Origin of the sequence: Streptomyces sp. NPDC018019 (assembly GCF_044327805.1) — a bacterium.
In the GTDB taxonomy this organism is placed as follows: Bacteria; Actinomycetota; Actinomycetes; order Streptomycetales; family Streptomycetaceae; genus Streptomyces.
Map to the genome: position 1 here is coordinate 242,962 of NZ_JBIRGD010000011.1, position 23,783 is coordinate 266,744.

Below are 23,783 nucleotides of genomic sequence, written 5' to 3' on the forward strand. Positions count from 1 at the left end.
TGCATCCGCCTCCGGCCTCCACCGAAGCACCGAGCAGTATCGGCGGCAGCCGCTGACCGCGGCCCCCACCCTCACGCCACAAAGCTCTGCGGCGTCTCGATCTCCCCGGCCGCCGCGCCGGTCGCCACGTGATGCGCCGCGACGGCCAGCCGGGAAGCGGCCTCGTCGGCGACGGCGCCACTGACCGTGAACGGCAGCCGGACGAACCCCTCGAACGCGCCGTCCACCCCGAAGCGCGGCCCCGACGGCACCCGTACGCCGAGCCGCTCCCCCACCTCCGCGATCCGGGAACCGGAGAGCCCGCCGGTGCGCGCCCACAGGGTGAGGCCGCCGGCCGGCACGCTGAACTCCCAGTCGGGCAGGTGGCGGCGGACCGCCGCGACGATCGCGTCACGGTTCTCGCGGGCCTGCGTACGGCGGATCTCCACGGCCTGCTCCCAGCCGTCGCCCTCCAGGAGCGAGGAGATGGCGAGCTGTTCGATGACCGGCGAGCCCAGGTCGGCGAAGGCGCGGGCGGCGACCAGGCTGCGGATGATGTCCGGGGCCGCCCGCACCCACCCGATGCGCATCCCGGCCCAGAACGCCTTGCTGACCGAGCCGACCGTGATGACGGCGCTGCCCGCAGGGTCGAAGGCGCAGACGGAACGGGGCAGTTCGACGTCGTCCAGGCGCAGTTCGGCCATGGTCTCGTCGACGACCAGGACCGTGCCGGCGGCGCGGGCGGCGTCCACCAGGCGGCGGCGCTGGTCCTCGGTGGCGAGGGTGCCGGTCGGGTTGTGGAAGTCGGCGACGACGTACGCCATGCGGGGCGCCGCGTCCCGCATGACCTGGCGCCAGGCGGGGACGTCCCAGCCCGCGAGCCGGTCGGCGAGGGCGACGGGGACCAGCCGGGCGCCCGCGTCGCGCATCAGCTGGAGGATGTTGGCATACGACGGGGAGTCGACGGCGACCCGTTCGCCGGGCCGGGTGATCAGACGGCAGATGGCGGCCACCGCGCCCATGGCCCCGGTGGTGACCATGATCTGTTCGGGCATCGTGGGGATGCCGCGGGCGGTGTAGCGGTCGGCCAGTGCCTGGCGCAGGGCGGGCAGACCGGCCGGGTAGTCGCCGTGGGTGTGGGCGTACAGCGGAAGGTTCTCCATGGCGCCCTGCACACCGCGGGTCAGCCAGGGCTCGGGGGCCGGGAGGGCGGCGCAGCCGAGGTCGATCATCGAGCCGGCGGCCTCCGGCGGGAGGGGTTCCAGGCCGCGGGTGGGCAGCGGGTTCCCGGCGGGTACGGCGGTCCAGCTGCCCGAGCCGCGGCGGGATTCCAGGAAGCCCTCGGCGCGCAGCGCCTCGTAGGCCGCGGCGACGGTGGTGCGGCTGACGGAGAGCGCGGCGGCCAGTTCGCGCTCCGCGGGCAGGCGGGCGGCGACCGGCACCCGTCCTTCCAGGACGAGCAGGCGTACGCCGTCCGCGAGGCCGCGGTAGGCGGGGATGCGCCGCCCGGCCGGGGAGACGGTGTCGCGGGAGTCCTGTGACCGGAGCAGCCGGGCGAGTTGCGACGCGCCTACCGCGGAAGTCCACTGCGCCATCGTGAGCAGTCCACCTTTCCCAGATTGGCCATGGAATCTGATCAACTCCGAGCCACAGAGTGTCATGCGCCAGTCCAATCATGCCAGGAGGGGGAAGGTTTTGTTCAGCACGCAACGGTCCGAGGCCACTGAGGGCAAGGGCGGGGAGGAGGGCGCCCCGGACGGCCGACCGGCCGGGCGGCGGCTCCCGCGCCGCCTCGTCCACCTCTACACCGGGCTGGTCCTCTACGGCCTCAGCATGGGCCTGCAACTGCGCGCGGGCCTCGGCCTGGAGCCGTGGAGCGTCCTCAACCAGGGCATCTCCCGCCACACGGGCCTGACGATCGGCACGATCACCATCGTCTCCGGCGCGCTGATCCTGCTGCTGTGGATCCCGCTGCGGCAGCGCCCCGGACTGGGCACGGTCTCCAACGTCGTGATCCTCGGCCTGGTGATGGACGCGACGCTCGCGCTCGTACCGGAGATCTCCGCGCTCGCCGTCCGCATCCCGCTGCTGGCCTTCGCGATCCTGCTGAACGGCATGGCCACCGGGCTCTACATCTCGGCCCGCTTCGGCCCCGGGCCGCGGGACGGGCTGATGACCGGGCTGCACCACCGTACGGGCCGGCCGCTGCGCCTCGTGCGGACGTGCATCGAGGTCACCGTGCTCGCCGTCGGCTTCGCGCTCGGGGGCTCGGTGGGCGTGGGCACCGTGCTCTACGCGCTGGCCATCGGGCCGCTGGCCCAGTTCTCGCTGCGCTTCTTCACGATCGACGGGGCGGGCGGGCGGATCGTGGCCTCGTCCACGCCCGCGACCGAGCCGGCACCGCTCCCCCAGGACTGAGTCCAACTCCGTTGTCCTGGTACCGGTTCCTGCCCGTACGTCCCTTTCCCCGGCCCGCCCGGCTGTTAGGCTCGCCGCGCCAACCGCCCTCCTGACCTGGCCTTTTGTCACACCTGACGGGGTGCTGCCGGCCGGGCGGGCAACAACCAGAGGGAGCCAACTGTGAAGATCGGTGTCAACATCCTCAACTACGGGGCGGACACCACCCCCGAGGGCATCGAGACGTGGGTGCGCGGCGCCGAGGAGCTGGGCTACCACCTGGCGATGATCTCGGATCACGTGGCACTGCCCCCGGAGGTCGCGGGCGCCTTCCCGCCGCCGTTCTACGACCCGTTCACCACGCTCGCCTGGCTCGCCGGCCGGACCGGCACGATCGAGCTGGGCACCACGGTGGTGGTGCTCCCGTACCGGCATCCGCTCCAGACCGCCCGCGTGACGGCCAACCTGGACCGGTTCAGCGGCGGCCGGCTCGTGTTCGGCGTGGGCATCGGCTGGTCGCAGCAGGAGTACGCGGCGCTCGGCATCGACTTCGCGTCCCGCGGCCGGATCACGGACGAGTACCTCACCTGCATCAAGGAGCACTGGACGGAGCCGGTCGTCTCCTTCCAGGGCGAGCACGCCGCGTACTCCGGTATCACCACCGGGCCCGCCCCGGTGCGCCGCCCGCACCCGCCGGTGTGGGTCGGCGGCCTCAGTGACGCCGCGCTGCGCCGGGCCGCGCGCTTCGGGGACGCCTGGCACCCGTACACGCTGGGCGCGGACGCGATCCGCGAGCGGCTGCCGGTCCTGGAGGCCGCTGCGGAGGCGGCCGGCCGCCCGACGCCCGCGGTGACGCCCCGGATAGCGCTGCACCTCACGGAGCGGCCGGTGGAGTCGGCGTCCCGGCTCCCGGGGCACGGAACGGTCGACCAGGTCCGCGCGGACCTGGCGGCCATGGCGGAGCTGGGCGTCCCGTACGTCGTGCTCGACACGTTCCTGACCAGCTACGCCGGGCCGGTCCCGCCGGAGGAGAGCCCCCGGCACGACCTCGCCCAGCTGGAGACGGCCGCCGAGCGGATCTTCGACCTGCCGGGAGAGACGCTGCGCTGAGGGCGGCGGACGGCGGGGCGCCGTGCCCCGTACGGTGCGGCCACGGCCCGGCCACCGCGCCGTGGCCGGTTGCCGACGTGCCGTACACCCGTCCTGTATATCCTCTGGCCAATGCGCTCCCAGCAGTTGACCACCCGCGGCTTCCCCGTACGGCACCCCTTCCTCGACCACCCGGCCCCGCTCGCCTTCGCCCACCGGGGCGGCGCGGCGGACGGGCTGGAGAACACCGCGGCGGCCTTCCGGCGCGCGGTGGCGCTCGGCTACCGCTATCTGGAGACCGATGTGCACGCCACGTCGGACGGCCGGCTCGTCGCCTTCCACGACGCGACGCTGGACCGGGTCACGGACATGGCCGGTGCGATCGGCCGGCTCCCCTGGCAGGCGGTCCGCCGGGCACGGGTGGCCGGGCGGGAGCCGCTGCCGCTCTTCGAGGAGCTGCTGGAGGAGTTCCCGCAGGCCCGCTGGAACGTCGACATCAAGGCGGAGGCGGCGCTGCGGCCCCTGCTGGACCTGCTGCGCCGTACGGACGCCTGGGACCGGGTGTGCGTCGGGTCGTTCTCGGAGGCCCGGGTCGCGCGGGCCCGGCGGCTGGCCGGTCCGCGGCTGGCGACCTCGCTCGGGACGCGCGGCGTGCTGGGGCTGCGGATGCGGTCGTACGGCCGGGGCGTGCCCCTGGACCGGCTGCTGGGGGCGGCGGTCCGGCGCAACGCGGTCTGCGTGCAGGTGCCGGAGCGGCAGTCCGGGATCCGTGTGGTGGACCCGCTGCTGATCAGGGCCGCACATGTGTGGCGTTTGCAGGTGCACGTGTGGACGGTGAATGATCCGCGCCGGATGGCGGCCCTGCTGGACCTGGGGGTGGACGGGATCATGACCGACGACATCGCCGCCCTGCGGAAGGTGCTCACGGCCCGGGATTCCTGGCCCGCCGCGTAGGGTCCGGCCGGTGCGCCGGGCGGGCCCGCCAGGTCCGCCGGGGTGGTCCGCACGGTCGGCGGAGGGCGGTCCGCACGGTCCTGACGAGCCGTTACCAGAGCCCGGTGGTCCCGCCGATGGGGACCCTGATTTAGGGATGGCGGCTGCGGGCCGGTAGTGTACGCCTTTGGCTCACCAGGCGGACCGTTACTGCGCGCTGAACTGTGGAAAGCGCTGGGTGACATCTGCTGCCAGATGTGACAAACCGGGCATTGGTGGGTACAACAAGGGGCGGCACGAAGGAAGGCAGCGGCGCGCAGCGCCTCCATCAGGCGGTGGTGGGCGACGGGTGGGCACATCTCCCGGTATCGGGAATCTTCACCGCCGACCGGACGTTGACCGGATGACGACGACAGCGACACCTGTCCTGTGGGCGACAAGCCCGGGAGGCACGATTCATGAGTGAGCGAGCTCTTCGCGGCACGCGACTTGTGGTGACCAGCTACGAGACCGACCGCGGCATCGACCTGGCCCCGCGCCAGGCGGTGGAGTACGCATGCGAGAACGGACATCGATTCGAGATGCCGTTCTCGGTAGAGGCCGAGATTCCATCTGAGTGGGAGTGCAAGGTATGCGGTGCACAGGCCCTCCTGGTGGATGGCGATGGCCCTGAGGAGAAGAAGGGCAAGCCCGCGCGTACGCACTGGGACATGCTCATGGAGCGGCGCACCCGCGAGGAGCTGGAGGAGGTGCTGGCCGAGCGGCTGGCCGTCCTGCGCTCCGGCACCATGAACATTGCCGTGCACCCGCGCGACAACAACAGTCGCAAGTCCGCCTGACGAACGGACGCGCGAACGCGAACGGGCCGGGGCCACTGCACCACGCAGTGGCCTCGGCCCGTTTGCCGTGCCGTTTTCCCGTGCGGCCCACGGTGTGCGGCAGGTCACTCCCGTCCCGTGGAATCTTCGGCAGATCCGGGACGCTGTACCGTGCGCGGGTGCCGGTGGGACAGTGTCCCCGGGCCTCACCATTCGCCCGTGGGGACGATCGTTCGGCTGAAGCCCCACGGAGCCTTTCGCCGAGAGGCGACCGCCATCGGTATCCGCACCCATGGACCGCCCCGGCCAGTACCCCCGACTGGCCGGGGCTTTCTCGTACGCGGCCGACGCGGCGCATCGCCACCGAGGGCCACCGGGCGAACGCGGTACGTACGCCGGCCCGGGCAAACCGCCCTCCCCCGCCGTCAGTTGCCGCCGCTCAGCGCGGCAGCGGCGGATCGTCGCGGCGCGGGGCCGGCTCCTCGTCCTCGCGGATCACCTCGCCCTGGACGACCTTGCCGTCCGGCTGGTGCATACGGGCCTGCTGGAAGGCGTCGCCGAGCGATCCCGGGCTGTAGCGCGCCTGGCGGGTCAGCAGGCGCTCAGCGCGGCGCTGGAGCAGTTTGCGGGTGGGCGGGAAGAGGCAGAGCAGCCCGGCGGCGTCGGAGAGCAGGCCGGGGAACATCAGCAGCAGGCCGCCGAGCATGGGCAGCGTGTTTCCGCTGCCCGGAGACCGCTGCTCGCCGGGGGCCGCCCCGGAGGCCGCCGGGTCCGCGCCCGGCTGCATGCTCGCGGTGAGGTTCTTCCAGGCCCGGCGGCCGGCCCGCTTGATCACGTAACCGCCCGCGACGACCCCGGCGACCAGCAGCAGAAGCACCGTCAGTCCGCCCGCCGCGTCGGCGACGAGGGTGAGCAGCCAGATCTCCAGCACCACCCAGGCGGCGACGCCCAAGGGGACGAACCGGCGGGCGCGCGAGCGCTGGGGCGGGCGGGACCGGGGCGGCGGCGTGGCTGCGAACGTCATGTCTCAAGTGTGCCTGGCCCCGGCCGCCGCGCCCGCCCGCGGGTGGCCCTCGAAGCGCCTCAGCCGCCACCGAAGACGATCAGGCAGAATTCGTTGCCCTCGGGGTCGGCGAGCACCGTGGTCGGACAGCCCGCGTCGTCGAACGGGCCGCGCAGCACCCGCGCGCCGAGGGCCGTCACCCGGGACAGCTCGGGCTCCATGGCCGGTACCCGCAGGTCGATGTGCATGCGGTTCTTGCCCCGCTTGGGCTCCGGCACCTCCTGGAGCAGCAGTTCCGGACCGCGTCCGGCCGGGTCCGTCAGGGCGGTGTACGGCGGTGTCGTCCGCGTGATCCGGTAGCCGAGGGCCTGACTCCAGAACTCCGCGAGCACCTTCCGGTCGGCGCAGTCCAGCACCACGACGATCTCCTTCGGCGCCGCCTCCGTCATCGCGCTCTCCTCCCGCTCGTGCTCCTGGTGTGTGCCCGCTTCCGATCACCGCGGAACGCATGCGGTCCCGGCCGTCGGGCACCCGTACCGGACACCTTTCCCGTTTCCCGCACGAGGAGGCCGAACGCGATGGACAAGCGCAGCGAGACACCGGAGCAGGGCGGCAGCGCCGTCCCCCGGGACCTGCCGGACCAGCAGGCGGACCCGGAAGGCGCCCCGGACCCCTGGGAGGCCCGCCACCCCGGCACCGATGACGACCGTGAGGAGCACACCGACGTCCCCGACACCGATGTCTCCGGCACGGGCCGCCGCGGCGCGCCGCACAGCCGCGACACGCAGGCCGACGAACCGACCCCGGACGAGCCCGCCGACTGAGGCGGCGGGCCCGCGGGCCGGAACCGGCGGTCCCCCGTGGGGGCGCGCCGCCGGGACGGCCCCGCGGGACCCGGCTCCCGGGTCTACAGCTCCCGCAGCGCGGGCAGCAGCTTCTTGCCGGCCCAGTCGAAGAATTCCCGCTGGTGGTCGCCGCCGACCTGGACGACGGCGATCTCCGTGAAGCCGGCCTCCGCGTACGGGCGCACCGCCTCGACGAAGTCGTCCACGTTGTCGCCGCAGGGGATGGTCTCCGCGACGTCCTCCGGCCGGACGAACTGGGTGGCCCCGGCGAATCCGTCCGGGTCCGGCAGCTCGGAGTTGACCTTCCAGCCCCCGGCGAACCAGCGGAACTGGTCGTGGGCGCGCCGGACGGCGGCGTCCCGGTCCGGGTCGTAGCAGATCGGCAGCTGGCCCACCCGCGGCTTGCCCTTGCCGCCGTGCTTCTCGAAGGAGCTGATCAGCTCGCCCTTCGGCTCGGTGGCGATGACCAGGTCGGCGAGGCGGCCGGCGAGCTCGCAGGACCGCTCGCCCGAGACGGCCACCCCGATCGGCGGGGCCTCGTCGGGCAGGTCCCAGAGCTTGGCGGCGTCCACGTCGAAGTGGTTGCCGTGATAGGTGACCTTGCCGCCGTCGAACAGCGCCCGGATGATCTCCAGGGCTTCGCCGAGCATTTCGTGCCGGGTGTTCTTGCCCGGCCAGCCGTGCCCCACGACGTGCTCGTTCAGGTTCTCGCCCGAGCCCAGGCCGAGCCGGAAGCGGCCACCGGAGAGCAGCTGCATGGTCGCGGCCTTCTGCGCGACCACCGCGGGGTGGTAGCGCACCGTCGGGCAGGTCACGTACGTCATCAGCGGGATGCGGGAGGTGGCCTGCGCCGCGGCGCCCAGTACGCTCCAGGCGTACGGGGCGTGGCCCTGGGAGGCCAGCCACGGGGCGTAGTGGTCGGAGGTCACCGAGAAGTCGAAGCCGGTTTCCTCGGCCCGGACGACGTGGTCGACGAGATCACGCGGACCGGCTTGCTCAGTCATCATCGTATAGCCGATTTGCACCATATGGCGCGAGTTTCCCGATCATGCGACCGCAAAACTCCGCCCCGCGGTGCTGCCCGGCCGGGCCGGGAAGACTCCGCCCGACCGGACCAGCGTGTGCGCTCGCGAACACCCGGTGCACCCGGGCCGACGGCGGCGGGCAGGGGCCGGCGCCCCCGCCCAGGGGCCTCAGGCCCCCGCCCCGCCTCCTCAGCGCCTGCGGAGCTTGTTGACCCGCGAGCCGACGCCCCAGCCGGTGACCCGCCACAGGGCCTCCACGACGATGTCCTTGCTCATCTTGCTGTCGCCGCGCTCGCGCTCGACGAAGGTGATGGGCACCTCGACGACGTGGAAGCCGGCCTCGACGGCCCGGCGGGCCAGGTCCACCTGGAAGCAGTAGCCCTGCGAGGCCACCTCCTCCAGGCCGAGCCCCTCCAGCGTCTCCTTGCGGAAGGCCCGGTAGCCGCCGGTGACGTCGCGCAGCGGGACGTCCAGCATGGCGCGGCAGTACGTGCTGCCGCCGCGGGAGAGGTACTCGCGGTGCTTGGGCCAGTTCACCACCCGCCCGCCGGGCACCCAGCGGGAGCCGAGCACCAGGTCCGCGCCCTTGAGGGCGGTGAGCAGCCGCGGCAGCTCCTCGGGGCGGTGCGAGCCGTCGGCGTCCATCTCCACCAGGACGCCGAAGCCGTGCTCGATCCCCCACCGGAAGCCCGCCAGATAGGCGGCGCCCAGCCCTTCCTTGCCCTTGCGGTGCAGCACCTGGACATGGTCGTCCGCCGCCGCCAGCTCGTCGGCGATCTTGCCCGTGCCGTCCGGGCTGTTGTCGTCCGCGACCAGGATGTGCGCCTCCGGCACGGCGGACCGTACCCGCGAGACGATCGGCTTGATGTTCTCCGCCTCGTTGTACGTGGGAATGATCACCAAGGTGGTCCCGAGCGGACCGTACTTCCGCTGACCGCCGTCTGTCACTGCTGCCCCTTCTCGTCCTTCGTACGCCCGCGCCGGCCCACGACTGCCGCGGCGACGCAGGACAGAAGCCCCACGATAGCGAGCGCCCACTCAGGAATGGCACCGACGCGGTCGGCCACGGTCTTTTCGTCACGCAGAGGGAGGCTCGCCCGCAGCACGCCCTGGGTGAACTCCGGGATCTTGTGGGTGACCGTACCGTCCGGGGCGACCACCGCGCTGATCCCGCTGGTGGCCGCCGTGACGACGGCCCGGCCGTGTTCGACGGCGCGCAGCCGGGACATGGCCAGCTGCTGTTCGGGCTGTCCGGTGCGGCCGTAGGTGGCGTTGTTGGTCTGGACGACGAGGGCGCGGGCCCCCGCGTTCACGGTGTCGTGGACGATCTCGTCGTAGGCGACCTCGAAGCAGATGACGTCGCCGAGCCGGGCGGGCCCGACGTCGAGCACCCCGGTGCGGTCGCCCGGGTAGAAGTCGCGCGGCACCCGCTGGAACCGGGTGATGAGCTTGCTGAGCTGTTCCCGGAACGGCACGTACTCGCCGAAGGGCACCGGGTGCTGCTTGGTGTACGAGGCGCCGGGGCCCTTCACCGGGTCCCAGACGATGCCCTGGTTGAAGACGTAGCCCGGCTTGTCCGGGTGGTCGACGAGGGCGCCGACGAGGACCGGCACACCGATCGCCTTGACCGCCGCGTCGATGCGGTCGTACGCCTGCGGGTAGCGGAACGGGTCCAGGTCCGAGGCGTTCTCCGGCCAGATCACCAGGTCGGGCTTCTTCGCCTTGCCCGCCTTCACGTCGGCGGCCAGTTGCTCCGTCGCCGTGGCGTGGTTGTCCAGGATCTTCATCGGGCGGCCGAGGAAGTCCATGCCGGGCCGCTGCACGTTGCCCTGGACGACGGCGATGTCCACCCGGTCGTCCGCCTGCGTGTGCACCGGGACCAGCAGCCCGGCCACCGAGACCGCGGCGGCCAGACCGACCGCCTCCACGGCGGGCAGGGCCGCCCGCACCGTTCTCCCGGACCCGCGCAGGCCCCACAGGACCACGGCCGCCGCGGCCAGCAGCGTGCCGCCGAGGGCGACGGCGAAGGTCACCAGCGGCGCACCGCCCAGGGCCGCGAGCGGGGTGAAGGGCGAGCCGGTGTTGGCGAAGGCGAGGCGCCCCCACGGGAAGCCGCCGAAGGGGACGCGGTCGCGCGCCCACTCCTCGGTGACCCACAGACAGGCGGCCCAGAGCGGCCCGTACTTCAGGCGGGAGGTGAGGGCGAGGCCCGCGCCCAGCAGGGCCATGTACAGAGCCTGCACGAGGGCCAGCCCGAACACCGCGTCCCAGCCGACGACGTGCAGCCACTTCAGCAGCAGGAAGAAGAACGGCAGCCCGAAGGCGAAGCCCGTCCAGGCGCCCTGACGGGCCGTCCGGCCGCGGGCGAGCAGGCCGAGGGCCGCGACGCCGACGAGGGACAGCGGCCACAGGTCGTACGGCGGGAAGGCCAGCGCGAGCGCGAGGCCGCTCAGGACGGCGAGGACCGTCCGCGGCACCTCGCGGCGGACCAGCGCCGCGAACCGGCGGCCGCGTCCGGGCACGGCCGGGCCGGAAGCGCCGGAGCCCGATGACACGGTCCCGGCCTTCCTTGCAGGTCGTGCGGTGGTGTCGGAGCCCGATGGCACGATCGCGGCCTTCCTTGCAGGTCATGCGGTGGTGTGCAGACCGTACATCGGGAGGGCGCGGTCGCGGACCGGGGGTGCACAAAGGTACGGGCCACGCCGCCCGCGCGAGAGAGGGAAGGGCACCGCCGTGCGGTGCGGATCAGGGCCCGGCGCCCTTCGGGCCGACCTGGGACCCGCTGGCTGCGGATCGACCGAGAGCCGTTGTCTACTGAGCTACCGGGCCCCACCCGGGTCGCACCTGCCGACCGGCCGAAACCTTTCCGTCGTCCCCGTTCCGCAGGTGCTGGACCTGGCTCCCAGTGGCGGTGTGCCGGTGCGGCACACCGTCCCATGGCCCAGCTGCGTTCGACGACTGCGCGGAGGTCTCCCGGTCGGACGTCCTGTGGTGGACTCGGCCGAACCTACCGGCCGCCGACCGTCTGCTGTCAACAGTTGCCCGGCCTGCGTGGTTTTCGCGTCGCCCCAGGCCGGCGCCCGCTCTCCCAGGTGGGGCGGGCGCCCGCGGGCGCGTTCCGCGGTGGTACGCGCCCGCGCGAAGTCACTCGTTCGGCCGTCCGTACACCGTACGTCCGGCCACCACCGTCCGCAGGCATACGGGCAGGTCCTGGCCAGGGGTGAGGTCGGGCAGGCCGGGGGTGCCGGAACGGGGGTCGGTGGACCAGCGTTCCACCCGCTCGTCGGGGGCCTGGACGACGAGGTCGCCGGTGCGCCAGACCGCGTAGTCGGCGGGCGCGCCGGGCACCAGGACGCCCGCGTCGTCGCGGCCGATCGCGCGCCAGCCGCCGCGGGTGTGCGCGGTGAAGGCGGCACGGGCGGAGATGCCGTGCCCGGGGGTGCGGTGGAAGACCGCGGCGCGCAGGGTGCCCCACGGGTCCAGCGGGGTGACCGGGCTGTCGGAGCCGAGGGCGAGCGGCACGCCGGCGCGCAGCAGGGCGGCGTAGGGGTTGAGGGTGCGGGCCCGCTCGGCGCCCAGGCGGGCCGCGTACATGCCGTCGGCGCCGCCCCAGGCCGCGTCGAAGGCGGGCTGCACGGAAGCGGTCAGCGCGAATTCGGCGAACGCGGCGATGGTGGCCTCGGTGAGCATCTCGGCGTGTTCGACGCGGTGCCGGGCGGCCCGGACGCGGGCCGGGCCGACGCGGTCGGCGGCGGCCCGCACGCCGTCGGTGACGGCGGTCAGCGCGGCGTCGCCGATGGCGTGGAAGCCGGCCTGGAGCCCGGCCTCGGTGCAGGCCGCGACGTGAGCCGCGACGGCGTCGGCGTCCAAGTGGGCGGTTCCGGTGTGGTCCGCGTCGGCGTACGGGGCGTGCAGGTGGGCGGTGTGCGAGCCGAGGGAGCCGTCGGCGAACAGGTCACCGGCCGCGCCGAGGGCGCCGAGCGCCCGGATGCGCTCGGCGTCCTTTGCGTTGGTGACGGTTTCGGCCCAGTAGCCGACGACCCGCGGGCCGGGTTCGCGGGCCGCGCGGGCCAGCAGGGCGGTGAGGTCGTCCTCGCCGGAGATGTCGGGGCCGGCGCACTCGTGGAGGGTGCCGATGCCCAGGGACGCGGCGTGCGCCAGGGCCGCGGCCTGGGCGGCGTCGCGCTGGGCGGGGGTGACGGTGGCGTGCGCGGCGGCCCGTACGGCGTGGTGGGCGGCGCCGGTCAGCGGCTGCTCGGCGTGGAATCCGGGCAGGTCGCGGACGCCGGGGACGAGGTCGAGGAGGGCGGTGGTGACCACCGCGGAGTGCACGTCGACCCGGGTCAGGTAGAGCGGGCGGCCGCCGGTGGCGGCGTCCAGTTCGGCGCGGGACGGCGGTCGGCCCTCGGGCCAGACGGCGGCGTCCCAGCCGTGTCCCAGCAGCACCCGGTCCATCGGGCGGGCCGCGGCGTACTCCCGTACCCGGGCCAGCGCGTCGGGGAGCGTACGGGCCCCGGACAGGTCCAGGCCGGTGAGCACGAGGCCGGTGGCCGTCGTGTGCACATGTGCGTCCGTGAACGCCGGGGTGACGAGCGCGCCGTCGAGCTGGACCACCTCGTCCACGCCGTCGGCGAAGGAGTCGGCGGCACCCTCCTCGCCGACCCAGGCGACGCTGTCGCCCTCGACCACCATGGCGGTGGCGAAGGGATCGGCGGGGCTGTGCACCTCCCCGCCGCGCAGCAGGACGGTACGGGGCCGGGCCGGGTCGGGGGTGCGCTCACTCATGGCGACAGTTTGACCCCTGTACGCGGCTTCCCCGCATCCGGGGTCGGGATCTTGCCGCGTACGCGCGGGCGCGCGGGGCGGCGCGCGCCACTGCGTACCACCGCGCCCGGCCGACGCGCGCCGCCCCGGGCCCCGGCGCGCCGGGTCAGATGCGGGGCGGCCGGGCCTCGTACGGGGTGGAGAGCACGACCGTGGTGCGTGTGGAGACCCCGGCCAGCGTGCGGATGCGGGTCAGCAGGTGCTCCAGTTCCAGGGGCGTGGCCACCCGCACCTTGAGGATGTAGTTCTCGTCGCCCGCGACGCTGTGGCACGCCTCCAGCTCGGGCACCTCGGCCAGGCGGTCGGCGATGTCGTCCGGGGCGCTCGGGTCGAAGGGTTTCACCGAGATGAAGGCGGTCAGCGGCAGCCCCACCGCCTCCGGGTCCACGATCGCGGCATAGCCGCGGATCACACCGCGCTGCTCCAGGCGGCGCACCCGCTGGTGCACCGCCGAGGTGGACAGGCCGGTGGCCTTGCCCAGGTCGGTGTAGCTCATCCGCCCGTCCTTGACGAGCAGCTCCACGATTTGTCGGTCCAGCTCCTCCACCCGATCAACCTACTGTGCTCGGGCGCGTGTGCGCACCGTACGCCGGATCGTGGACGCGCCCGCGCGGGCCATGTGACCAATGCCACACCCGTGACCCCGTATCCCGGAGGGCTCGGCGATTATGCGCGGGGCATGGGGGGAATTGCTGGTGTTGGCCGGAGCCGCCCGTCACAGGAAGCCGGCGGCCTGCGCGGCCCACCCGAGGGGGATGAACATCATGCGACGTCAGAAGACCGATTCCGCGCCGCTCAGCCACGACGCCCAGGAGGGCGACAGTCTCGGCCCCGCCGTCGAGGACGATCTGTACGACTCCTTCGAGACCATGGAGATCTTCCGGGTGACATGCCCGGACTGCGACCAGCCGATCGCGCTGCTGGCGGACGAGGACACCCTGCCCGAGCACGCGCTGTGCCCCACGCCGTGGAACCCCTTCTGCCTGACGGTGTGCGAGGGCTCGGGACGGCCGGTGGCCGACGCCCCCGCGGCCGACGACTCGCTGGAGGCCCAGGAGCAGGACGCCGGGGTGCTGCTGACCCTCCCGGAGGGCCTGGACTGGCGCCGGCAGCCGTTCTCGCACGTGGGCGGGCCGGGTACGCGGCCGACACGGGTGCCGCGGATGCGCCGGCCCTGAGAGCCCGCCCCGGTGACGCCCGGCGGGAGCGGACGGCCGCTCCCGCGCCGTCCCGGCGCCCCCGCCCGGCCGTTCACCAGTAGCGGCCGTCGATCATCGCCTCCAGCGCGGCCCTGTGCATGATCAGCGCGTCCGGGTCGGCCGGTGCGGGCACCTCGCCGAAGTGGATCCTCCGGTAGGCCACGCGCAGCATGACGACGGCGTGCCGCAGTGCCGCGTAGAGGGTGTGGAAGTCCATGGCGCGCGGTATGTGGCCGGTGAGCCGGGCGTAACGTTCCTCGACGCGGTCGCGGCGCAGGAGGTCCGGCAGGCCGCGCTGGCCGCTGCTCACCGTCAGGTCCTGGAAGAACCGGTGGAGGTAGACCAGCCAGCCGAGGTCGAGTTCGCGCGGGCCGAGTGCGGCCAGTTCCCAGTCCAGTACGGCCGCGGGCGTGAAACCGTCGTAGACGATGTTGCCGATCCGGGCGTCGCCCCAGGTCAGCACGGTGTCGTCGGTGTCCGCTGCGGCGTCGGCCGTCGGCGGCCAGTGCTCCGCCAGCCAGGCGAAGCCGCGCTCGATCAGCGGTGACGGCTCGTGCTCCGCGACGACCCAGGCGTAGTACGCCCGTTGGGCCGCGACATGCCGCCGCAGCGCGCTCCCGCGCCCAGGGAGGCCGAGGAACGCCGCCCGTTCCGCGGGCACTTGGTCATGGATCCGGGCGAGGACCGAGACCGTGTCCGCCTCCAGTGCGGCGCGCTCCGCGTCGGTGGCGGCGTGCAGCCAACTCCCCTCGTACGTGTACGGCATGACGTCCGGCGGTACGCGGCCCTGGACGCGCTCCATCACGAAGAACGGCGCACCGAGCGGCGCCGGGTCCTCTTCGAGCCAGAGAGTGCGCGGTACGGGTACGTCCGTGTACTCGGCGACCAGGCGCGTCGTCCGGTACTGGCGGGCCATGTCATAGGTGGGGAATACCGTGTAAGCGGCGGGGTCGGCGGCGAGGCGCAGGGCGCAGGAGCGGACGGGCGGACGGGGGTGGTCGATGTCGAAGAGCAGGGTTTCGCTGGACATGCCGTTGGAGGCGGGGACGGTCGCGGCGACCGCCCGCGCGCCGGGCAGGCGGGTGCTCAGCCAGGCGGACAGCCGCCGGGTGAGTTCCGCCGGTTCGCGGGTGGTGGTGCGGGGCCGGGGTGTGCTGCTCATGACCGGTCCTCGCCGGGCTGCGGGCCGGCCGGGCGGGGTTGCGAGGCGTCCGGGCGGGCCGGTGCCGGGCCGGTGTGACCGGTGAAGCCGCTGGGGTCGTGGCGGCCGAAGCTGCCGTGCTCGAAGATCCCGTATCCGGTGCGGCCGTCGAGGGTGAAGCGGGCCGCGTGGTCGGTGACGCCGTAGGCGGCGAGCGGGTGGGCGGCGGGGTCGTAGGTGCGGCGGTCGGTCCAGCCGCGTCCGCGCCAGGTGCCGTGCTGCCAGTCGTCGGCGGGCGGGTAGCCCGCGCCGACGGCCAGGGGCGAGGAGGTGAGGATCTCGGCGGCGAGTTCGAGGGGTTTGCGGGCCGGGTCGGTGAGGTGGAGAACGGCCCGCTCGGGCTGCCGGGTCCCCGCCCGGTAGGTGATGTCGGCGTACGGCCAGCCGAGTTGGACGTCGTGGGCGCCGTTGCGCACGAGCAGCGCCTCGTTGAGCGTCCGGTGCCCGTCGGCGTCCTCCTGGACGACGACCATCACGAAGCGGTCGTCGAACCGGACCGGGCACCAGATCCAGTGGAAGCCCTCGGGCCGCGCCTCCTCGGCGGCGCGCCCGCCGTCCTCGCCGGGGATCGGCCGCACGCCCCAGCTGCGGTCCCGGGTTCCGGTCCACTCCCCCGCCGTGACGGCCAGTTCCCCGCCGGCGGCCCGTACGGTGCCGGTGCAGGTGCCCGCCTGCACGAAGCGGCGGCCCTCCAGGGTGAGCCGGCCGCCGCGGTACTGGGTGTGGTGCGGTTCCCAGACGGCGGGGAAGGCGGCGTGCCATGCGAGGTCGTAGGAGAGGCCGCCGGGGTCGGCCGGGTCGGCGGCGCAGCGCAGCCGGAGCCGTTCGAGGGGCCGGTCGACGGTGATGGTGAGCGGGCCGACGGCGAGGGCGAGGCGGTCGTCGGTCAGCGCGTCGGAGGCGCGTACGGCGTACAGGCGGTCGCCGAGCCGGAGGGTGGCGAAGGCGTCGATGACACCGGTGTTGGGGTGAACGCCGAGGCCGGCGATGAGCAGCGCGCGGCCGGTGTGGTCCATGACGTGGAAGATGCAGCGGTCGTAGGCGTTGCGGTCGCCGGTGGCGACGTGCCGCATGGACAGCGGCACCTGGTGGATCGGGTATTCGTCGAGCGCGATGGGGCGGTCGGTCACGGAACACCTCCTGGACGCGCGGGCGGGCACGGCCCGGCGGCCTCGGGGGCGCGGGCCCGCCCGCCGACAGCCGTTTCCCAGGCCGGAATTGACGGTACGTCAGGAGTACGCGCGGAACCATAGCCGTAGCGGCCCGCGGACGGGAAGCGACCCCGCACCCGGCCCCCGCACCCGGCCCCCGCACCGGGCCCCGCTCCCGGCCGCCGCCTTCCGGCCGTCCGGCGGGCCCGGGCGCGGGGCCCCCGGCTGCGCTGTACGGCGTACACGGCACCGTAGAGTGGGGCACGAAGGTCATCGCGGACACCGGCGACGCAGCGGCGACGGAACGAGGGGGACACCACCATGACGACGGCAAGCTCCGCGCAGGGCCCGAGCAGCCTGCACTGTCTGCGCTGCGGCCTGGAGGTCACGGGCTTCGCCGGCTGCCCCCGGTGCGCGGCGGACGGGATCGGCGTCAACGCGATGCCGCCGCTGGCCGACCTCGACGGCCTGGAACTCGCCGGATTCCCGGGCGGCCCATGGGGCTGGCCGGAGACGCTGCCGGTCAGCGGCCCGCCGGTGACGCTCGGCGAGGGCGGCACACCGAACGTACGGCTGCGGACCGACCCGGCCGCGCTCGGCGACGGGCACGCGCCCGAGTGCGGCAGCGAACTGTGGGTCAAGTACGAGGGCGCCAACCCGACCGGCTCGCACAAGGACCGGGCGATGGCGGCGGGCGTGGCCGCGGCGGTGGAGACCGGCGCCGACACGGTGTGCGCCGCGTCGTCCGGCAACGCGGGCGCGGCTGCGGCCGCCTACGCGGGCCGGGCCGGGCTGCGGTGCGTGGTCTTCACCAGCGAGGGCGTGCCGCCGGCGCTGGCCGCGCAGATCGACCTGCTGGGCGCCGAACAGGTGCGGTGCGAGGGCGGTTTCCGGGCCCGTAACGCGGCGATGGCGCGGGCCGTCGAGGAGCACGGCTGGTATCCGCTGACCAGCTACTCCGCCCCGTCGCCGGGCGGCAACCCGTACGCCAACGAGGGGTACAAGTCGGTCGCGTACGAGCTGGCGCGGGACTTCGCCGGACGGCGGATCGGCGCGGTGGTCGTGCCGACCAGCCGGGCGGACCTGCTGGCCGGGATCGAGCGCGGCTTCCGTGAACTGGCGGCGGCCGGGCTGGTCTCGGCGGCGCCGCGGATGGTGGCCGCCGAACCCGCCGGGGCGGCCCCCTTCACCGCCGCGCTGCGCCACGCCGACCGCGCGGCCCAGGAGCGTACACAGGTGGTGAGCCACCCGACCGCCGCCTTCTCGCTCGGCGAGGAGCGGCCGTGCTGGCAGGGGCTGGACGCGCTGTGGCGGTCCGGTGGCACGGCCGTCGCGGTGGCGGAGAAGGAGTTCGTGGCCGAGCAGCGCCGCCTCGCCCAGCAGGGCCTGCTGCTGGAGGCGTCGTCCGCCGTGGCGATCTCGGTGGCCCGCCGTATGCTGCGCGAGCAGCCGGAGCTGGTCGTGGCGATCGGTACGGCGACGGGCATGAAGGGGCTGGGCGCGGCGGACGTGTGAAGCGCCGCCCGGGCGGCGGACGGCTGCCCGTCCGCCGCCCCCGTGTCCGTCAGCGGGTCTCCGGCCCGATCAGGTGGCGTGCGACGACCATGCGCTGGATCTGGTTGGTGCCCTCGACGATTTGCAGCACCTTGGCCTCGCGCATGTAGCGCTCGGCCGGGAAGTCGAGGGTGTAGCCGTATCCGCCGAGGAGCTGGACGGCGTCCGTAGTGACCCGCATCGCGGTGTCGGTGCAGAACATCTTGGCCATCGCCGCCTCCTTGGAGAACGGCCGGCCGGCGTCCCGGAGGCGGGCGGCGGACAGATACAGCGCGCGGCCCGCCTCGATCTGGGTGGCCATGTCGGCGAGCATGAACCGCAGGCCCTGGAAGTCGGCGATCGGGCGGCCGAACTGCTGCCGGGAGGCGGTGTACGCCAGTGCCTCGTCCAGGGCGGCCTGGGCGACGCCGACCGCGCAGGCGGCGATGCCGAGACGGCCGGAGTCCAGGGCGGACAGGGCGATGGCGAAGCCCTGGCCCTCCTCCCCGATGCGGCGGGCGTCGGGGACCCGTACGCCGTCGAAGTGCAGCTGGGCCGTGGGCGAGCCCTTCAGGCCCATCTTGCGCTCGGGCGCGGCGGCGGTCAGCCCCGCCGCGTCGCCGGGCACCAGGAAGGCCGTGATGCCGCGGGCGCCCTTCTCTCCCGTACGGGCGAGCACCGTGTAGAAGTCGGCGACGCCGCCGTGGGTGATCCACGCCTTGGTGCCGTCCAGGGTCCAGACGTCCCCGTCGCGGACCGCCCGGGTGGTCAGTGAGGCGGCGTCGGAACCGGAGGACGGCTCCGAGAGGCAGTAGGCGCCGAGCAGGCCGCCGCCGAGCATGGCGGGCAGATGCGTGGCACGCTGCTCCTTCGTGCCGAACTCGGCCGTCGCGTGGCAGGCGAGGGTGTGCACGCTGACGCCGAGGCCCACGGTCAGCCGCGCGGCCGCCAGCTCCTCCAGGACCTGGAGGTAGACCTCGTAGGGCTGGTCCCCGCCGCCGAACTCCTCGGAGTACGGGAGCGAGAGCAGCCCGGATTCGGAGAGCAGCGTGAAGATCTGCCGGGGGAAGCGTCCCGCTTCCTCCTGCTCGGCGGCGGTCGGCCTGATCTCACGCTCGACGAGGTCCCGCACCAGCGTCAGCAGAGCTCGGGCCTCCTCAGTGGGCAGCCTGCGGTCCACCGGCCGGGGGCCGTACTCGGTCATGCGGCGCTCTCCTCCCTGTCGGGCGCTGCGGCGGACGCGCGCGAGGGTGAGGCGGCGCCGCCGGTTGTTCGCACAGTGCTCAGCAGATGATCGCGTACCGGGTCGCGGAAGGCGGTGACCTGCAGCTGTGGCGCTAGGAGTATGCCCGATCGGCAGCGCTACGTCACTGGTCGGCCGGGATCTCCTCCGGCCCGGACGGGACTTCGTCAGCGCCCGCTCCCGGCGGTCCGGCCGCCGGCCCGCCGCCCGACCGCCCCGCCCCTCACCTGGCACGACGCCGGCCCGGCGCGGCCAACGGAAGCTGTACGCCACGCGAAATTGGTCCAAACCATTGACCACGCTGGTCTAGTCCTTCTACCTTCTCCCCCAACACTCAACGCGTCCACGCCGAATCGGCGCGTGTTTCCGTCAGTTCCCCCTCGCCCCCCTCCGAGGAGACGACATGCCCAGACCGCTCCGTACGCGATCACCGCGCAGACTGATCGCCGCCACCACCGCACTGTGTACCGCGGCCCTGGCCGGCACCCTGTGCGCCGGCACGGCCGCCGCCGATCCCGCCGCCTCCGCCACCCCCACGGCCGCCTCCGCGGCGGCCGGCACCCAGGCGGCCGGGAACAAGGTCGTCGGATACTTCACCAACTGGGGCGTCTACGACCGCAATTACCACGTCAAGAACATCCAGACGTCCGGTTCGGCGGACAAGCTGACGCACATCAACTACGCCTTCGGCAACGTCCAGGGCGGCAAGTGCACCATCGGCGACGCCTACGCCGACTACGACAAGGCGTACACCGCGGACCAGAGCGTGGACGGCAAGGCCGACACCTGGGACACGGGCGCGCTGCGCGGCAACTTCAACCAGTTGCGCAAGCTCAAGAAGCTGCACCCGAACCTCAAGGTGATCTGGTCCTTCGGCGGCTGGACCTGGTCGGGCGGCTTCGCCCAGGCCGCCAAGAACCCGAACGCCTTCGCACAGTCCTGCCTCGACCTGGTCCAGGACAAACGCTGGGCGGACGTCTTCGACGGCATCGACATCGACTGGGAGTACCCGAACGCCTGCGGCCTGACCTGCGACACCAGCGGCCGGGACGCGCTCACCAACCTGCTGAAGGCGCTGCGGGCCAAGTTCGGCGGCAAGCTGGTGACGGCCGCGATCCCGGCCGACGCCTCGGCCGGCGGCAAGCTGGACGCCGCCGACTACAAGGGCGCCTCCCAGTACGTCGACTGGTACAACCCGATGACGTACGACTACTTCGGCGCCTGGGACGCCAAGGGCCCGACCGCCCCGCACTCGCCGCTGACCTCGTACAACGGCATCCCGAAGGCCGGCTACAACACCGCCGACACCATCAAGAAGCTCAAGGGCATGAACATCCCCGCCGACAAGCTGCTGCTCGGCATCGGCTTCTACGGCCGCGGCTGGCAGGGCGTGACGCAGGACGCGCCGGGCGGCACCGCGACGGGCGCGGCACCGGGCAAGTACGAGGCCGGCATCGAGGACTACAAGATCCTCAAGACCCGCTGCCCGGCGACCGGCAAGGTCGGCGGCACGGCCTACGCCAAATGCGGCAACCAGTGGTGGAGCTACGACACCCCGGAAACGATCGCCACCAAGATGACGTACAAGAACCAGCAGGGACTGGGCGGCACGTTCTTCTGGGAGCTGAGCGGCGATACGGCCAATGGTGAGCTGATCAAGGCGATCAAGTAAGGGCGCTGCGGGCGTAACGGCGCTGCGCTTCCCGGTTCGGGCTGTGTGATCGGTCCAGCCGGTGTGTCGGGTGGCGCGCCGGGTCGGGTGCACAGCGCCGGCTGGGCGACTGCGCGGCCCTACGGAAATCCCCGTGCGTCCCGAGCCCGGTCCAGGGCCCGGGACGCACGGGGCAGGTCAGCCTCCCGCCGCTGCTCCGGCGGCGATGACCTCGCGGTTGACGGCACGGACGCGGGCGGGGTCGACCTTGAGTTTGCGTCGGTCGTATGTCCAGAAGCCGTTGAGTTCGTTCTCCAGGTCGGAGACCTGCGTGTAGACCGAGCCGGACAGGTGCGCGCCTGCCTGGCGCAGGTAGAACGTGCGGGTGTTGTCGACGTACTTCCGGGTCAGCGCCTCCGTGTCGGCCACCCCGCTGTAGATCACGGTGGGGGCACCGGGCCACATGTGGCCGGGAGTGCGCAGCGTGAAGCCGCCGTGTTCGCCGTCCATGGCGGCCCGGCGGTCGTCGGGTGCGGGCGGGTCGGCGTTGTTGTAGTCGTGGTGGTCGATGATGTCGCCCTTGCCCGCATCGCCCTTGGAGTTGCAGCAGTTGACGCCGCTGTGCGCGTTGACGACACGCGAGGGGTCGGCGGCCTTGACGGACTCGGCGAGGCGGCCGGTGGCGTCGCGGTCCCACTCGCCCCAGCCCTCGTTGAAGACGATGTAGCCGCCGATGGCCGGGGAGTTGTGCGTCTGCTCCATCATCTCCCTGGCCTGGCCGGTGAACGCCCGCTGTCCCCGCTCGTCGGTGATGTCGCTGGAGACGAAGTCCTGCCACACCAGCAGTCCGAGCCGGTCCGCGTGGTAGTACCAGCGGGGCGACTCGACCTTGATGTGCTTGCGCACCGCGTTGAAGCCGAGCCGCTTCTGCCCCGCCAGGTCGAAGCGCAGCGCGTCGTCGCTGGGCTGGGTGTAGAGGCCGTCCGGCCAGAAGCCCTGGTCCAGCATGGCGAGGGAGAAGAAGGGCTTGCCGTTCAGTACGAGTTTGGGGTGGCCGCCGACCTTCTGTACGCCGATGGAGCGCATCCCGAAGTAGCTCGTGACGACGTCCTTCTGCCCGCCGTCGCGCAGGGTGACTTCGAGGCCGTAGAGGTAGGGGTCGTCGGGCGACCACAGGTGCTGGTCACGCACCTTCAGACCGAGGTCGGCGTTGGCCGCTCCGGTGGCCCTGCCGACCTCCTTGCCCTTCTTGTCCCGCGCCACGGCCGTGACCTCGGCCTGAGCGGAGGCGTTGCGGGACACCGCCTTCACCGTCAGGGTGCCGCTGCCGATGTCCGGGGTGCTGACGAGCCTGTCGACGGCCGCCCTGGCCACGGGTTCCATCCAGACGGTCTGCCAGATACCGGAGGACTGGGTGTAGAAGATGCCTCCGGGGCGCGGCGTCTGCTTGCCCTTGGGCTGGTTGGCGCCGGCGGTGTCGGTGACCCCGACGATGACCTCCTGCTTGCCGCTCTTCTTCAGCGCGTCGGTGATGTCGGCGCTGAAACCGGTGTAGCCGCCGGTGTGCTGGGCCACCTGCTTGCCGTTGACCCACACCCGCGCCTCGTAGTCGACGGCGCCGAAGTTGAGCTTGAGGCGCTGCACGGTCCCGACGTGCCAGCTCCTGGGGACATCGATGAGTCTGCGGTAGAACATGTGGTCCTCGTGCCGCTCGATCCCGGAGAGCTGCGACTCGACGGGGAAGGGCACCGTGATCCTCTCGGCAAGCCCCCTGCCGAACGGGGGCTGCTCTCCCTTACGGGCACCGGCGAACTCCCACTGCCCGTTGAGGTTCTTCCACTTCGCCCGCTTCTCCTGCGGACGGGGGTACTCGGGCAGCGGGTGGTCCCGATCGACCTTGTCGCCCCATGTGGTGGTCAGCCGGTGGGTGGAGAGGTTCGCGGCAGAGCGGATCACCATCGGCACGGCCTTCCCGCCGCTGGTCAGTCCGCCTTTCCCGTCGTAACCGAAGCGCACCCGCTGGCCCTTCTGGACGGGCCCGGCCAGCGTGAGAATCACGGTGCGCGGGTCGTTCCCGTCCCTGACGGCCGACTCCACGGGCATCTGCGTGGTGTCGGCCTCCAGCGTCAGATGGTCCTTGAGCGCCCCGGTCACGTTGGCCTCGTCCGCGAACGCAGCCCGCAGTCGGCGCCCGTCGGCGACGACCGCGAGGTCCACCGGGTACGGCTCGAAGCCGTCCGGCGGCGTGAAGGCCGACTCGGGGACCGGCTCCCTGCTGACGTCCGGGCTCTGCCAGCTCAGCAGCATGTTGGAGCCGCCGCTGTCCTGGAACATCTCGAACCGGAAGTCGTACTGCCGGCCGGCGGTGAGCCCGACGGGATCGCTCTTGACCTCGACGTCCCAGTCGGGCACCCAGTGGTCGATGACCTGCTTGCCGTCGATGAAGAGCCGGAAGCCGTTGTCACCCTTGGCGAAGAAGGTGAACTGCCCGCTCTTGGGCACCTCGATCCTGCCGCTCCACCGCGCCGTTGTGTGCTCGGTGCGCCCCGTGGCGATCCGGAAGGTGGAACTCAGGTCGGGGAAGTCGACGGACTGCTCCAGGGTCGTCCCGCCGAGCTCGGCGAAGTCGCGGGCACCGGGCTCGGACATCCGGAAGTACTCGCCCTTGAGACCGTGTCCTCTCGCGTGCGGAACCTCCGCCGCGCGATCGGCGGCCCGGTCAGCCGCCCGCGCCGGGGGCGCGAGGCCACTGACGGGCAGCGACGCGGCGAGCGCGAACAGCAGGGTGAAGAGCAGCTGTTGAGGGAGCGGGCGCCGGGCCCGTCTCATGCGGTGTCTCCAGTGCGGGACGCCTCTGGCGCGCAGGCTCAGGCGATGCGAAGAAGGAAACAT

At 73.0% G+C, this 23,783-nt stretch carries 19 protein-coding genes and 1 pseudogene; 8 read left to right on the top strand and 12 right to left on the bottom strand.

Annotated features, from left to right (window positions below; genetic code table 11):
- Positions 1 to 71: 71 nt before the first annotated feature.
- Complete coding sequence (locus tag ACH4FX_RS20505) at positions 72 to 1,574, bottom strand: PLP-dependent aminotransferase family protein (protein ID WP_398480864.1); 1,503 nt, start codon at positions 1,572 to 1,574, stop codon at positions 72 to 74.
- A gap of 100 nt (positions 1,575 to 1,674) precedes the next feature.
- Between ACH4FX_RS20505 and ACH4FX_RS20510 the strand changes: the two genes are divergently transcribed.
- From ACH4FX_RS20510 to ACH4FX_RS20525, 4 genes are all read left to right on the top strand, one after another.
- Entirely contained in the window at positions 1,675 to 2,397 is a 723-nt protein-coding gene (locus ACH4FX_RS20510; protein WP_398480866.1) for a YitT family protein, read from the top strand.
- 162 nt (positions 2,398 to 2,559) lie between these two features.
- Entirely contained in the window at positions 2,560 to 3,486 is a 927-nt protein-coding gene (locus tag ACH4FX_RS20515; protein ID WP_398480868.1) for an LLM class F420-dependent oxidoreductase, read from the top strand.
- A 111-nt stretch (positions 3,487 to 3,597) separates the two neighbouring features.
- Positions 3,598 to 4,419: a glycerophosphodiester phosphodiesterase family protein gene (locus ACH4FX_RS20520; protein ID WP_398480870.1), complete on the top strand. Its 822-nt coding sequence runs from the start codon at positions 3,598 to 3,600 to the stop codon at positions 4,417 to 4,419.
- 437 nt (positions 4,420 to 4,856) lie between these two features.
- Positions 4,857 to 5,237, top strand: coding sequence for an RNA polymerase-binding protein RbpA (locus tag ACH4FX_RS20525; RefSeq protein ID WP_398480872.1), 381 nt, complete (start codon positions 4,857 to 4,859; stop codon positions 5,235 to 5,237).
- Between the two features lie 418 nt (positions 5,238 to 5,655).
- Here ACH4FX_RS20525 and fxsA read toward each other — a convergent pair whose 3' ends face one another.
- The gene (gene fxsA / locus ACH4FX_RS20530) at positions 5,656 to 6,240 is read right to left on the bottom strand and encodes an FxsA family membrane protein (RefSeq protein ID WP_398480874.1); all 585 of its coding nucleotides are present in this window, start codon (positions 6,238 to 6,240) and stop codon (positions 5,656 to 5,658) included.
- Between the two features lie 59 nt (positions 6,241 to 6,299).
- Positions 6,300 to 6,668, bottom strand: a complete 369-nt coding sequence (locus ACH4FX_RS20535) for a VOC family protein (RefSeq protein ID WP_398480876.1) — start codon at positions 6,666 to 6,668, stop codon at positions 6,300 to 6,302.
- Positions 6,669 to 6,797: 129 nt separating this feature from the next.
- Here ACH4FX_RS20535 and ACH4FX_RS20540 point away from each other — a divergent pair, with 129 nt between their 5' ends.
- Positions 6,798 to 7,043 carry a hypothetical protein gene (locus tag ACH4FX_RS20540; RefSeq protein ID WP_398480878.1) on the top strand — a complete coding sequence of 82 codons (246 nt, stop codon included), beginning with the start codon at positions 6,798 to 6,800 and terminating at the stop codon, positions 7,041 to 7,043.
- An 83-nt stretch (positions 7,044 to 7,126) separates the two neighbouring features.
- Here ACH4FX_RS20540 and ACH4FX_RS20545 read toward each other — a convergent pair whose 3' ends face one another.
- The 5 genes from ACH4FX_RS20545 to ACH4FX_RS20565 all read right to left on the bottom strand — a co-directional run bounded on the left by ACH4FX_RS20545 (position 7,127) and on the right by ACH4FX_RS20565 (position 13,460).
- Entirely contained in the window at positions 7,127 to 8,092 is a 966-nt protein-coding gene (locus tag ACH4FX_RS20545) for an LLM class F420-dependent oxidoreductase (protein ID WP_398480879.1), read from the bottom strand.
- Positions 8,093 to 8,278: 186 nt separating this feature from the next.
- Complete coding sequence (locus ACH4FX_RS20550) at positions 8,279 to 9,037, bottom strand: polyprenol monophosphomannose synthase (protein ID WP_398480881.1); 759 nt, start codon at positions 9,035 to 9,037, stop codon at positions 8,279 to 8,281.
- Positions 9,034 to 10,644: an apolipoprotein N-acyltransferase gene (gene lnt, locus ACH4FX_RS20555; RefSeq protein WP_398480883.1), complete on the bottom strand. Its 1,611-nt coding sequence runs from the start codon at positions 10,642 to 10,644 to the stop codon at positions 9,034 to 9,036. Before lnt ends, ACH4FX_RS20550 begins: the two co-directional genes overlap by 4 nt.
- A 589-nt stretch (positions 10,645 to 11,233) precedes the next feature.
- On the bottom strand, positions 11,234 to 12,874 hold the full coding sequence (locus ACH4FX_RS20560) for an amidohydrolase (RefSeq protein WP_398480885.1): 1,641 nt from the start codon (positions 12,872 to 12,874) through the stop codon (positions 11,234 to 11,236).
- Positions 12,875 to 13,019: 145 nt separating this feature from the next.
- Complete coding sequence (locus tag ACH4FX_RS20565; RefSeq protein ID WP_003984197.1) at positions 13,020 to 13,460, bottom strand: Lrp/AsnC family transcriptional regulator; 441 nt, start codon at positions 13,458 to 13,460, stop codon at positions 13,020 to 13,022.
- A gap of 208 nt (positions 13,461 to 13,668) precedes the next feature.
- Between ACH4FX_RS20565 and ACH4FX_RS20570 the strand changes: the two genes are divergently transcribed.
- On the top strand, positions 13,669 to 14,091 hold the full coding sequence (locus ACH4FX_RS20570; RefSeq protein WP_398480887.1) for a hypothetical protein: 423 nt from the start codon (positions 13,669 to 13,671) through the stop codon (positions 14,089 to 14,091).
- Between the two features lie 73 nt (positions 14,092 to 14,164).
- Here the strand turns inward: ACH4FX_RS20570 and ACH4FX_RS20575 are convergent, their stop codons facing one another.
- Both ACH4FX_RS20575 and ACH4FX_RS20580 read right to left on the bottom strand, forming a co-directional pair.
- Positions 14,165 to 15,274, bottom strand: coding sequence for a phosphotransferase family protein (locus tag ACH4FX_RS20575; protein WP_398480888.1), 1,110 nt, complete (start codon positions 15,272 to 15,274; stop codon positions 14,165 to 14,167).
- Positions 15,271 to 16,443 carry a hypothetical protein gene (locus tag ACH4FX_RS20580; protein WP_398480890.1) on the bottom strand — a complete coding sequence of 391 codons (1,173 nt, stop codon included), beginning with the start codon at positions 16,441 to 16,443 and terminating at the stop codon, positions 15,271 to 15,273. Before ACH4FX_RS20580 ends, ACH4FX_RS20575 begins: the two co-directional genes overlap by 4 nt.
- A 342-nt stretch (positions 16,444 to 16,785) precedes the next feature.
- Between ACH4FX_RS20580 and ACH4FX_RS20585 the strand changes: the two genes are divergently transcribed.
- On the top strand, positions 16,786 to 17,979 hold the full coding sequence (locus ACH4FX_RS20585; RefSeq protein WP_398480892.1) for a pyridoxal-phosphate dependent enzyme: 1,194 nt from the start codon (positions 16,786 to 16,788) through the stop codon (positions 17,977 to 17,979).
- Positions 17,980 to 18,028: 49 nt separating this feature from the next.
- Here the strand turns inward: ACH4FX_RS20585 and ACH4FX_RS20590 are convergent, their stop codons facing one another.
- Positions 18,029 to 19,201: an acyl-CoA dehydrogenase family protein gene (locus tag ACH4FX_RS20590; protein ID WP_398480894.1), complete on the bottom strand. Its 1,173-nt coding sequence runs from the start codon at positions 19,199 to 19,201 to the stop codon at positions 18,029 to 18,031.
- A 442-nt stretch (positions 19,202 to 19,643) separates the two neighbouring features.
- Here ACH4FX_RS20590 and ACH4FX_RS20595 point away from each other — a divergent pair, with 442 nt between their 5' ends.
- A complete protein-coding gene (locus tag ACH4FX_RS20595) occupies positions 19,644 to 20,912 on the top strand; it encodes a glycoside hydrolase family 18 protein (RefSeq protein WP_398480896.1) in 1,269 nt (422 codons plus the stop codon).
- Positions 20,913 to 21,095: 183 nt separating this feature from the next.
- On the opposite strand, the pseudogene ACH4FX_RS20600 reads toward ACH4FX_RS20595, so the two are convergent.
- Positions 21,096 to 23,720 (bottom strand): annotated as a pseudogene (locus tag ACH4FX_RS20600) (PA14 domain-containing protein); the annotation flags it as partial.
- Positions 23,721 to 23,783: the final 63 nt, after the last annotated feature.